Here is a 12043-nt window from a genome sequence, read left to right as displayed (position 1 = left end):
ACGGCGGCCAACCGCGCAGTGGCGATCGTGAGGAGCGCATGTGTTGGGCGGCGCGGCGACTGTGGTCGGCGCGTACGGTCTGTGCGTACGGTCAGTGCGACGGGACGGCGTTCGGCGCCCGGCCCGGTGTCCCGCCGCTGTCCGGGACCGGCCCCAGCCCGCACGCCGAGCCTGGCCGATTCCCTCGACGCCACCGCCGACAACTCAGCGCGCCGCGAGCACGCCGCCCGCCTCATCGAGGCGATCTCCATGAGCCTGAGGATTCGTACTCGCTGTAGGACGCTCAGGTGTCGTAGGAGCCGTCCCAGGGTGGATAGAAGGCGATGTTATCGGGATAGAGCTCTGCGTACTCGTCGCCTTCGTAATTTTCCAGGACGAGGCCGAAGACCACGCCGTCGAACTGCAGCCGAAATGGGCGGATGGCGATGTCGCCGAACTCGACGTCGGGGAGTTCGGCGAGCCATTCGCTCAGTCGCCGGTCCGCGGCATCTACCGACTCCCTGTGCCTGTCGTCGGCTCCGGTGCACTCGATGCGCGAGTCAAGGTAGCTGCCATCAGGGCTGAAGCGGTGAAGCACGGCATACCACCGCTTATGGGACAACCAATCCTCAGTCCTTGAGTAACCCTCCCGGAAGGCGGCTACGACCCCGCCAAGGAACTGGCCGTCGCGCCACTGGCCGATGTGGTCGGTGTGATAGTCGGGCTCATATGAAATCGGGATGACCTCGGGATACGTCACGCCCCGAACCGTAGCCACCTTGTACGACAATCTCCTGTTCTGCCCTCCCTGAACGGCTGACGCTCTCAAAGTGATTCGCCAACTTCGTCTTGTCGAAGTTGTCATCACATCCGGAGATCTTCCTCGCCCGGGCGGAGGCCGAGCAGGCGCCGCGAAAGATGGCCACGGAGGGCAAAGTCGACTCCACTCGGGATGAGCGGTTTCGTGCGACCGAGCATCGTCTCGATCCTCGAGGAGCGCATGGATACAGGATGGCCCTGACTCGCTCATGTTCCCTGGAGCCAAGGGCGGGCAGGCCTGCGGCACGGGGGGACATGGTGGCCGCCGTGCTGATGGCTGGCTGGCGTGCTCGTGGGTCATCTTCACCGGGCCGCTGCTGGCGATCTCGTCCTCATGACCACGGGACGCGCTCTCCTCGACCGGACTGCGGCGCTCGAGAAGCGAAGCTCGACGGATTTCACTTACATGACCTTCGCCACACGAAAACACCCTCGCGGCCCAATCCAGCGCGGCCCTACGGGAGCTCATGACCGGTATGGGCCACCCATCCACCCGATGGGCACACCATCCTGGAAGCACCATTAGGGCGTTGGCGATACACCGGAGCGGGTGTGCAGATGTTGACGACCCAACAGCCAGCCGCAACCCATCACCGCCACCCCTACGCTGGAGCGAGCGTCACTGGTGAGCGCCGCCGTCCACGCGGATCTCGGTGCCGGTGATGAACGAGCCGTCGTCGGAGACGAGCATCGCCACAACTCCGGCGACCTTCTCCGGCCCAGGAATGCCTCCCGGCAGCGCCGGGGTGAGCTTGAGGAACAGGTCCCAGTCGGTGTCCTCGGGTACAAGGTGACCGATGTTGTCGGTGATCCCGCTGCTGATGCCGCCGGGAACGACATTCACCGCGCGTAGCCCCCGCTTGCCGTACTCGGAGGCGATGCTGTGGGTGAAGGAGAAGATGCCGCCCTTGCTGGCTGAGTAGGCCGCCATGAACGGGTGGGCGAAGAAGGCCGCGGTGGAGCTGAAGTTGACCACCACTCCTCTGCCGCTCTCCAGCAGGTACGGCAGGGCCGCCCGGGTCATCAGGAAGGTGCCGGTCAGGTTGGTCCCGATGACGCGGTTCCACAGCTCAAGCGAGCATTCGTGGGTGTGTGCGCCGCGCAGGATGGCCGCCGCGTTGATCAGGGCGTCAAGCCCGCCGAGCTCGGCAGCAGCCTCGCTGACCAGGGAGTTCACCGAGTCCTCCGAGGAGATGTCCACGGTGGATACGGTGAGGCGGTCGTTTCCGGCCAGTTCGGCTGTCTCGTTCAGGGCGGCCGCCGAGATATCGGCGGCGACCACGCGCGCGCCCTCTGCGAGCAGTCTCAACGTCGTCGCCCGGGCGATGCCGGACCCGGCGCCGGTGATCAGGATGCGCCGATCAGTCAGCCGTTCCACTTACATGACCTCCTCGAATGATGCGGGACCGCCGGACAGGGCGACTCCGTCGACCACCCGCCCTTCGGCGACCCGCTGGATGAACGCGACCGTGCGGTCCACGGCCTCGGTGGCCTCGGGCAGGAATCCCGTGGCCAGGTGCCAGACGTGCTGCATGTGTGGCCAGACCTCCAGCTCCACCTCGACTCCGGCCCGCGCCGCCTGGACGGCCAGGGCGAGGGAGTCGTCGAGGAGCAGTTCGGCGCCGGATGCCTGGATGAACAGGGGAGGTAGCCCGGTGAGGTCGGCCAGGGCCGGGGAGGCGTAGCCGTCGGTCGGAGGGCGTCCGGCAAGGTAGTCGGCCGACATGATCGGTCCGCTTGACGGCTTGATGATCAGGTCGGTGTCGGCGTTGGCCTGCCAGGAGCCACGAGCGTAGTTCTCCAGCCGCAGGTCGAAGACGCCGCAATAGAGGAACCCTGCGGCGGCCCGGGTGTCGGCGGCGTCGCGGCGTCGGAGCAGGAGCGCCGCGGCCAGATTCGCTCCAGCAGACTCCCCGCCCACCACGATCCTGGCCTCCGGCCACCTGTCGAGGGCGTCGAGGTAGGCCGCTTCGCAGTCGTCAAGCGCGGCCGGGTAGGGATGCTCGGGCGCGAGCCGGTAGTCCGGCAACAGCACGCGGGCGCCGGTGCTCGCCGCCAGGTGCACTCCGGCCTGCCGGCCGTTCTTCGCGGTGCCGATGCGGAAGCCGCCACCGTGGATGAAGAGGATGACCAGGTCGTCGCGGGGCTCGGCAGGGCTCAGCAACCGCCCGAAGGGGTGCACCTCATCGGTGATGCCCGGGACATCCTGGTAGAGATCTCCGACAGCCTCGGCGCCCAAGCGTTCCTCGTCGAGGGTGACGTCCTTACCGTTCTCGCGGAACTCGCGGAACATCGCGAGGAGAAGGTCATATGTCCGGCTCGGCATCGCACCTACTTACACGTGACAGTAGACGACGTACACGTGGCCACTTTCACGTGTAACTTGGGAGTTCGCAGACGTTAACATCTCTGCTGCAGGCAGGCAACGGCGACGAGGGCAGCGTGGCGGACAAGAAGCGCAGGATTACGAGCGTGGACGTGGCGCGGGAAGCGGGCCTGTCGCGGGCCACCGTCAGCTTCGTGCTGAACAACACGCCCGGCCAGTCCATCCCCGAGGCGACCCGGCAGCGTGTCCTGCGGGCCGCGGACAAGCTGGGCTATACGCCCTACGCGCCGGCCCGCACACTGCGCAGCGGGCGGAGCGACGTGGCGCTGTTCGTCCTGCCTGATTGGCCGCAGGGACCGACCATGGCGGCGCTGGTCGACCGGGCGGCACAGGTTCTGGGCCAAGCCGGGCTGACCCTCATCACGCACGTGCACGCGGGTCATGACGACGGGCTGGCGCAGTTGTGGAGCGCCCTCAGCCCGGCCGCCGTCTTCGGCATGCGGCCCTTCACCGCCGCAGAGCTGGAGGGCATGAGGCGAGTGCGCATCCCGGCCGTCCTGCCTCCTGTCGAGCAGCCCGGCTACGACGTGGGCAGCACCTTGTGGATCAATGGTGTCGGCAGGTTGCAGGCCCAGTATCTGATCGGCAAGGGGCACAGGCGTCTGGCCTACGTCCTGCCCGACGACCCCCGGCTGGAGGTGTTGGGGCGGGGTCGCGCCGAGGGCGCGATGCAGGCGTGCGGCGAAGCCGGCCTGCAGGAGCCGGTGGTCCGCACGATCACGCTGGATACCGAGTCGGCGGCCTCGGCGGTGGCGAGCTGGCAGAATACTGCGACCGCCGTGTGCGCCTACAACGACGAGGTCGCCCTGGCTGTGCTGGCCGGGATGCGGGCGCTTGGCGTGAGCCTGCCAGTGATCGGCGTGGACGACATTCCCGCGGCCCGCTTCGCCGTTCCCGCGCTGACGACAGTCGCGCAGGACAGCGGCGCGATCGGTGAGCGCATCGCCAAAGCGCTGATCAAGGCACTGAACAACGAAGATCCCGAGCTGGGATCGCTGCCATCCGACCTCATCCGCGTCGTCGAACGCGACTCCGCCTAACGAGAAGAGGCAACCCGAGCGAAACGTGACCTCGACCCTACTTGCACGTGTAAGTAGCGCGTGGTTAACATCCACGACACACCCTCCCCCCTCCTCGACCTGCGGGGTCTCCATGAGCACACCAGCAACGCCCACCCTGCCCACGGTGGGCTCCCGCTACATCGGCCTGATGGTCCTGGCCCAGTTCGGCGTCTTCCTGGCGTTCATCACGCCCGTAGGCATCTCCCTGTCGATCCGGGTCGGCGAACTCGCTCCCGGACACGAGGAGTACCTCGGCTACATCACCGGCGTGGGCGGCCTGGTGCCTCTCGTCGCGGGACCCCTGCTCGGCGCGCTCAGCGACCGCACCCGCACCCGGTTCGGCCGCCGCCGCCCGTTCATCCTCGGCGGCATGCTGCTCGGTGTCGTCTCCCTGCTCGTCATGGCCCTGGCACCGAACATCCCGGTGCTCGGCCTGGGCTGGGTACTGGCCCAGTTCGGGTGGGGCCAATCCTTCGGCAACCTGCTCACCTCCCAGGCAGACCGGCTTCCGGAAGAGCAGCGCGGCAAGGTCGCCGGGCTCGGCGGGTTCGCGACACTGGTCGCGCCGGTCATCGGCGTCGTGATGGCCGGAGGGCTGGCGGGCGACGCCCTCCTGCTCTTCCTCGTGCCCGGCGCGGTCGGCGTGCTCACCATCGTGCTCTTCGTCTGGCTGGTCGACGAGGCCGACAGCCGCGACCTGCCCGCGGCAGAGCCGCTGACGGTGAGGTCGCTGCTGGCCATGTACACGTGGTCCGTCCGGAAATATCGAGACTTCTCCCTCAACTGGGCGGGGCGGTTCGCGTTCTACTTCGGGTTGACCCTCAACACCACCTTCACCGCCTTCTTCTTCGCCTCCCGCCTGGGCGTGAAGGTCGAAGAGGTGGCCGGAACGCTCGCCGCGGTCGCTGGGCTCGGCGTGCTGGCCACCGCCGCGGGCGCGATGGGCGGCGGATTCCTGTCCGACCGACTGCGCCGCCGACGCGTCTTCGTCCTGACCGCCGGAGCCGTCTACGCGCTGGGCACCGTGACCATGGCGCTGTCGTCGAGCGTGCCGCCGCTGTTCACCGGCTCGATCATCTGCTCGGTCGGCCTGGGCATGTTCTCGGCCGTGGATCAGGCGCTGGCCTTGGACGTGCTGCCGGAGCGGGAGACCAATGCCGGCCGCTACCTGGGCGTGTTCGGCTTCGCCACCTCCATCCCGCAGTCGGCCGCCCCCTTCATCGCCCCGCTGTTCCTGACCGCCGGCGGCGCGGAGAAGAACTACACCCTGCTCTATCTGGTGGCCGCCGCCTGCACCCTGATGGGCGGCCTGGTCGTCCTGCGCATCAAGTCAGTCCGCTAAGGAGTCCCACATGTTCGTGGCACCGTCGTTCCCGCTCGAACCCGCTGGTCCGGCGCCCTATTTCCGGGGTGAGTTCACCGCCGACCGGCAGCCCGACCGGGCCCTCCTGGAGGTGACCGGACTCGGCATCGTCGAGCCGTACCTGAACGGCATCCGGCTCGGTGACGAGGTCCTGGCCCCCGGCTGGACCTCCTACCGGCACCGGCTCCAGGTCAGCACCCACGACGTGACCACCCTGGTCAAACCCGGCGCGAACGCGCTGGGCGCGATCGTGGGTGACGGGTGGGCGGCCGGGCGGATCGGTTACGAGGGCAAGAGCAAGCACTACACCGACCGGCCCGCGCTGTTCATGCGCCTGGAGATGACCTTCGGCGAGCAGACCGTCGTCGTGGAATCCGACGGAAGCTGGAGCGCGGGGACCGGGGCCATCGTCGCCAACGGCCTGTTCGACGGCGAAACCTACGACGCCCGGCGTGAGCCGTACGGCTGGAGCGAACCGGGTTTCACCGGCGACTGGTCCGCGGTGGAGCCGTTCGACTGGAATCCCGAGGCGCTGGTTCCGATGGTCGCCGACCCGATCCGGCGCATCGAGGAGATCGCGCCCGTGAGCATCACCGGGAAGATCGTCGACTTCGGGCAGAACCTCACCGGCTGGATCAAGCTCACCACCACCGGCGAGGCCGGTCAGACCATCACGATCCGGCACGCCGAACTCCTCAACGACGGCGAACTGAACGTCGAGACGCTACGCACGGTCAAAGCCACCGACCGCTACATCCACGCGGGCGGCACGGTCACATGGGAGCCGCGGTTCACCTTCCACGGCTTCCGCTACGTCGAGATCGACGGGCCTTTCGACGAGGTCAAGGCCGTGGTGGTGCACAGCGACATGCGCCGCACCGGCTGGCTGGAGACCTCGGACGAACGGCTGAACCGGCTGCACGCCAACACCGTCTGGTCGATGCGCGGCAACTTCGTCGGCGTGCCCACCGACTGCCCGCAGCGCGACGAGCGGCTGGGTTGGACCGGCGACATCAACGCCTTCGCGCCCACCGCGGCCTTCCTGTACGACGTGCGGGCCGTCCTGGGTTCCTGGCTGGCGGATCTGGCCGCCGAGCAGCAGGAGAAGGGGTTCGTGCCGTGGGTGGTGCCCGACGTGCTGTCCAATCCCTCCGCCCCCACCGCGCTGTGGAGCGATGTGGCGGTCAGCCTGCCCTGGGTGCTTTACCAGGAGTACGGCGACGCCGAGATCCTGCGCCGCAGCTACGACTCCATGGCCGCCTTCATCCGCGACGTGGAGGGCAGGCTGGATGCCGACGGACTGTGGAGCAGCGGCTTCCAGTTCGGCGACTGGCTCGACCCCGACGCCCCCGGCGACAACCCGGCCGGAGGCAAAACCGACCGGCACCTGGTGGCCGCCGCCTACCTGGCCAAGACCACCCGGGAAATGGCCGACACGGCGGAACTGCTCGGCACCGAAGACGCCGCCCGCTTCCGGACGCTGGCCGACAAGGTACGGCAAGCCTTCCGTTCCGAATACGTCACCGCGAACGGCCGGATCGCCGGTGAGACCGCCACCGCCTACGCCCTGGCCATCTGCTTCGACCTGCTCGATCCCGACCAGGAGGCCAGGGCGGGCAGGCGGCTGGCTGAGCTGGTCGCCAAGGCCGGGTACAAGATCTCCACCGGGTTCGCCGGAACCCCGCTGATGCTGCCCGCGCTCAGCCGCACCGGGCACCTGGAGGAGGCCTACCTGATGCTGATGGAGACAGGCTGCCCGAGCTTCCTCTACCCGGTGATCATGGGTGCGACCACGATCTGGGAACGCTGGGACGCGATCGCGCCCGACGGCACGCTCAAGCCCAGCGGCATGTCCTCGCTCAACCACTACGCCCTGGGCGCGGTGACCGACTGGCTGCACAAGACGATCGGCGGGTTGGCGCCGCTGCAACCGGGCTACCGCAAAGTGCTCATCGCCCCGCAGCCCGGGGGCGGCCTCACCCACGCCACGCTCACCCACTGGACCGTGCCCGGTGACGTCCGCATCGCGTGGCGGGTCGAGGAGCGCCAGGTCAGGCTGGAGGTGGACGTGCCCGTCGAGGCGACCGTCCGCCTGCCGTACACCGGCGAGACCATCGAAGTCCAGCCCGGCGAGCACGCCTGGAGCTACGAGCTGCCCGAGGGGTACGGCGAGCGCGAGCCGTACACGATGGACACCTCACTCAAGACGCTCGCGGCCGATCCGAAGGTGTGGCAGGCCCTCACCGAGGTGTTCGCCAAGCATTTCCCCGGCATCCCCCTCGACGGCGACGCGCCGGAGGCGGCGGCGTTCTCCCTGAACACCGTCCTGGAGTTCATCCCCGGCCCGTCCCAGGAACTGGCCGACGACCTGAAGGCAGCCATCCAGTGAATCTTGAACAGAAGGCGTCCCTGCTGTCCGGCCGCGACTTCTGGAGCACCAAACCGGTCGGCGAGATCCCCTCGGCGGTGCTCAGCGACGGCCCGCACGGCGTGCGCAGGCAGACCGGCGAAGCAGACCACGTAGGCATCCACGACAGCCTCCCGGCGACCTGTTTTCCGCCCGCGGTCGCGGTCGGCTCCAGCTGGGACCCCGCCGTCGCCGGTCGGCTGGCCGCGGCCGTCGCACGTGAGGCCCGGGCGCTGGATGTGCAGGTGAGCTTGGGACCGGGGGTGAACATCAAACGGTCACCATTGTGCGGGCGCAACTTCGAGTACTACTCCGAGGACCCACTGCTGACCGGCGTGCTGGCCACCGCGCATGTCAAGGCGTTGCAGTCCGAGGGGGTGGGCGCGTCGGTCAAGCACTTCGCGGCCAACAACCAGGAGACCGGCCGGATGCGGGTCAGCGCCGAGATCGACGAGCGCACCCTGCGGGAAATCTACCTGCCCGCCTTCGAACGCGTGGTCAAGCAGGCCCGGCCCGCCACGGTGATGGCCGCCTACAACAAGGTGAACGGGGTCTACGCCTCCCAGCATCCGTGGCTGCTCACCCGGGTGCTGCGCGAGGAGTGGGGTTTCGACGGAGTCATCGTCTCCGACTGGGGCGCGGTCAACAACCGGGTCGCCGCCTTGAAGGCCGGGCTCGACCTGGAGATGCCCGGCAATCCCGGCAACGACGCCCAGATCGTGCAGGCCGTACTTGATGGACAGCTCGACGAGGCCGACGTGGACCGCAGCGTCGCCCGCGTCCGGGAGATGGTGGGCCGCTGGCGGCCCGCGCCGGCGGAGTTCGACGCCGACGCCCACCATGCCCTCGCCCGCGAACTGGCCGCCGACTGCGCCGTGCTGCTGAAGAACACCGACGCCGTGCTCCCGATCGGCCCCGATGCGCGCACCATTGCCGTCGTCGGGCCCTTCGCCACCGAGCCGCGCTTCCAGGGCGGGGGCAGCTCCCACGTCAACCCCACCCGGGTCGACATTCCCCTGGAGGAGATCCGCAAGCTGGCCGGAGACCGGACCGTCACGACCGACCCGGAGGGCGCAGACCTGGCGATCGTATTCGCCGGACTGGCAGACCTGGACGAATCGGAAGGGTACGACCGGGGCACCATCGAGCTGCCCGGCGAGCAGGTCGAGCTCATCCGCGCCACCGCCTCCGTGGCCCGCCATACTGTCGTGGTGCTCTCCAACGGCGGTGTCGTCTCCCTGGAGGGCTGGCATGACGAGGTCGACGCCATCCTGGAAGGCTGGCTGCTCGGCCAGGCCGGCGGCGGCGCCCTGGCCGACCTGCTGTTCGGTGTGGTCAGTCCGTCCGGGCGGCTGGCCGAGACGATCCCACTGCGTCTGCAGGACACCCCGTCGTACCTGAACTTCCCCGGCGAGCAGGACGTCGTCCGCTACGGCGAAGGCGTCATGGTCGGCTACCGCTACCACGAGACGGTGGACAGGCCGGTCCGCTATCCGTTCGGCCACGGGCTCGCCTACACCGCCTTCGCCGTCAGCGACCTGACGGTGGAGGTCACCGGCTCCTCGACCGCTCACGCTTCGGTGAAGGTCGCCAACACCGGTGGGCGGTACGGCAAGCACGTCGTCCAGCTCTACATCTCCACCCAGGCGGGACCTGTCCGCCGCCCGGTCCGGGAGCTAAGGGCCTTCACCAAGGTCGCGCTCGAACCCGGCCAGGCCACGACCGTCACCTTCGACCTCGACACTCGTGCCTTCGCCTACTGGGACGTCGCCGAAGGCCGCTGGCTGGTCGCGCCCGGCTCGTACGCGATCCAGATCGGCGAGAACGCCTCGCGGATCGTCGCGGAGGAGACCGTCGAGCTCGCCGGGGAGGTGATCCTCAAGCAGCTGAGCCTGGACTCCAGCGTCGGTGACTGGTTCGCGCACCCGGTCGTCGGGCCGATGCTCATGGGGCACATCGCGGCGACGATGACTCCGGAGCAGCAGGCGCAGGCGGCCGAGCACGCCGACATGCTGCGCATGATCGAGTCACTGCCGATGTACCAGTTCATCAGCCCGATGGGCGTGCAAATTCCGGCCGAGACGGTTCAGGAGATGATCGAACTCAGCCGACAGGGCAGCTGATAGGGGCATATGGACGATCACATGGCGGGCCGTGACGCGGCCTTGCCATGTGATTCCACCGCAGGCCCGATCAACGGCGCCAGCCAGGGGGCAACGCCGAGTCTCAGCCCTAGTGACCACACGTTGCCGAAGGAGAAGGCGAAGGTCAGGGCCGCGATGGTCAGCATCGTGGCCGTGACGATCCGCCGAGCTGCGAATCGGCGGGATGGCCTCTATCCTCGGCCACGGGATCGATGATGAGCTTGAACACCTAGACATCGATCCCACGAGCAGCAAGGATCTCCCGCCACGGCCTCCCCTGAGGAACGGGTGCGCCGGCAAGAGCCTGCTGGGCGCGGACGTGCATCTGACGGCGCCCCTCGGGATCCTTTGCGGTGTCACACGCGGAGATCCACCAGCGGTGCACGAAAGCGTTCAGCGCCCCAAGATCCAGGCTCACCCTGACCTCGTCGAGCACGGCCTTGAGCCCGGCGTCGAAAGCTTCGCGATCTTCCGGGACGATCAGCGCGGCACGGATGGCCCGCAGGTTCTTCTCAGGCAGAGGCGAGCCGACGGAGATGAAATCCTGCGGCTGTGCGGTCATGCCCGCTTCCTTCCTTGTCCTCTAGAGACTACAGAGGAAGGGTGACATCCTTCACGCACCCACGAGAGCTGGGCCTGCCAAGCCCCTGTTCAGAGCCGTTCGCGCGGCTGCTCGTCGGGACCCTGGCTGGTCAGACCCGCCCCGGTCAGTTCGTGATCGTCCGCTTGAGAGGCGCAACGCTGTGTGCCTCCCCGCGGTGCGGTGATCTCAGAGTTTGTACAGCTTGTTGAATGGTGTCGTGATTCGTTCCTGCCGTGATCCGAAATCGACGACCACGGCGACCTCGTCTTCTACGCCGATGACGACACCAAGGCCATACCGGTCGTGGGTCACCTGGTCGTTCACGCTGAACCGCTCGGCAGGCGGGGCGGGTGGCGGAGGTTTGAAGGGACTTGTGGACAGGTGAGGGCGTGACTCGCCGCTTGCTGACTTCATTCCCTCCAGTATGCGCCGCTTCTGAGAACGCTCACGACGTAGGATCGACAAGCTCGCCTAAATGATCAAGGTCCGGGTGAGGATTCGACTCCTGATTTGGGCCTTCGAGTCTGGAGCGGGCGACGGAAACCGAATCCCGCGCTGTCGGTGGGGACCGGCTACGCGGTCCTGAGCTGGGAAAGCCGAGGCAGGTCAGGGCGGCCGGTTGACCGTGGAGGTGGGACGGGCGCGGGTCGGCATCCCGCAAGCGATCATCCCGCGCTTCCAGAGCACCTGAGCACCTACGTCGGCATCGAGCCGGGGCGCTGCTCTTCCCCGGATCGAAGGGCGGACCGTTGCGGGCGCATCGGTGAACACGCATACAAGCTGGGTGGACGTGGTCAGGGACATGGGCATGCCTGGCCTGCACTCACATGATCTGCGTCACGCCGGGAACACGTTGTTCCGCAAGCAGCGGATGCGCGAGACCGCTGAGATCGATCGTGCGTGGCGGACCATACAGCGGTGTATCACTGAGGTGCACACCACTGATGGGGAGCGAGCGGAGTGAGCGAGCGCAGGACTTGGGCCGACAGGAAGTCCGAAATACTGAGTCGTCCCGGTGCCGGAGTAGCCTACGAGGCGGCCAAGATCCGGTTCGAACTGGGTGAGACCGTGAGGCTGCGGCGTGAGCAACTGGGGCTGACCCAAGCTGAACTGGCGGAGCGCACCGGGCTGAAACAGCCAGCGGTGGCCCGGTTCGAGGCAGGGGGGACCATGCCGACCATCCCCATGATGGAGCCATTCCTGACCTGGCTTTTCATGGTGAGAGCGGGTGACGGGAATCGAACCCGCGCTGTCAGCTTGGGAACTGCATCGATCACGGCCTGATGAGGCGCTGAGCTGGG

10 protein-coding genes are annotated in these 12043 nt (G+C 67.8%); 5 read left to right on the top strand and 5 right to left on the bottom strand.

The window, feature by feature from the left end:
- Positions 1-283: 283 nt before the first annotated feature.
- From AB0H84_RS01455 to AB0H84_RS01445, 3 genes are all read right to left on the bottom strand, one after another.
- On the bottom strand, positions 284-739 hold the full coding sequence (locus AB0H84_RS01455; protein ID WP_357596420.1) for a hypothetical protein: 456 nt from the start codon (positions 737-739) through the stop codon (positions 284-286).
- Between the two features lie 678 nt (positions 740-1417).
- On the bottom strand, positions 1418-2176 hold the full coding sequence (locus AB0H84_RS01450; protein ID WP_357596417.1) for an SDR family oxidoreductase: 759 nt from the start codon (positions 2174-2176) through the stop codon (positions 1418-1420).
- A complete protein-coding gene (locus AB0H84_RS01445; RefSeq protein ID WP_357596413.1) occupies positions 2177-3124 on the bottom strand; it encodes an alpha/beta hydrolase fold domain-containing protein in 948 nt (315 codons plus the stop codon).
- A gap of 116 nt (positions 3125-3240) precedes the next feature.
- Here AB0H84_RS01445 and AB0H84_RS01440 point away from each other — a divergent pair, with 116 nt between their 5' ends.
- The 4 genes from AB0H84_RS01440 to AB0H84_RS01425 all read left to right on the top strand — a co-directional run bounded on the left by AB0H84_RS01440 (position 3241) and on the right by AB0H84_RS01425 (position 10138).
- The gene (locus AB0H84_RS01440; RefSeq protein WP_357596410.1) at positions 3241-4224 is read left to right on the top strand and encodes a LacI family DNA-binding transcriptional regulator; all 984 of its coding nucleotides are present in this window, start codon (positions 3241-3243) and stop codon (positions 4222-4224) included.
- A gap of 112 nt (positions 4225-4336) precedes the next feature.
- Positions 4337-5587 (top strand): MFS transporter, encoded by a 1251-nt coding sequence (locus AB0H84_RS01435; protein ID WP_357596406.1) that lies wholly within the window; start codon positions 4337-4339, stop codon positions 5585-5587.
- Between the two features lie 10 nt (positions 5588-5597).
- Complete coding sequence (locus tag AB0H84_RS01430) at positions 5598-7997, top strand: family 78 glycoside hydrolase catalytic domain (protein WP_357596403.1); 2400 nt, start codon at positions 5598-5600, stop codon at positions 7995-7997.
- Entirely contained in the window at positions 7994-10138 is a 2145-nt protein-coding gene (locus tag AB0H84_RS01425) for a glycoside hydrolase family 3 C-terminal domain-containing protein (RefSeq protein WP_357596400.1), read from the top strand. Before AB0H84_RS01430 ends, AB0H84_RS01425 begins: the two co-directional genes overlap by 4 nt.
- A 250-nt stretch (positions 10139-10388) precedes the next feature.
- Here the strand turns inward: AB0H84_RS01425 and AB0H84_RS01420 are convergent, their stop codons facing one another.
- Both AB0H84_RS01420 and AB0H84_RS01415 read right to left on the bottom strand, forming a co-directional pair.
- A complete protein-coding gene (locus tag AB0H84_RS01420; protein ID WP_357596397.1) occupies positions 10389-10721 on the bottom strand; it encodes a DUF6247 family protein in 333 nt (110 codons plus the stop codon).
- 207 nt (positions 10722-10928) lie between these two features.
- Positions 10929-11066 carry a hypothetical protein gene (locus tag AB0H84_RS01415; protein ID WP_357596394.1) on the bottom strand — a complete coding sequence of 46 codons (138 nt, stop codon included), beginning with the start codon at positions 11064-11066 and terminating at the stop codon, positions 10929-10931.
- 636 nt (positions 11067-11702) lie between these two features.
- On the opposite strand from AB0H84_RS01415, the gene AB0H84_RS01410 reads away from it, so the two are divergent.
- Positions 11703-12026 (top strand): helix-turn-helix transcriptional regulator, encoded by a 324-nt coding sequence (locus AB0H84_RS01410; RefSeq protein ID WP_357596391.1) that lies wholly within the window; start codon positions 11703-11705, stop codon positions 12024-12026.
- The last annotated feature ends 17 nt before the right edge of the window (positions 12027-12043 follow it).

The organism is Nonomuraea sp. NPDC050786 (assembly GCF_040654115.1).
In the GTDB taxonomy this organism is placed as follows: domain Bacteria; phylum Actinomycetota; class Actinomycetes; order Streptosporangiales; family Streptosporangiaceae; genus Nonomuraea.
The sequence above is the reverse complement of the archived record's forward strand: the minus strand, read 5'-3'. Positions and strand labels throughout refer to the sequence as shown.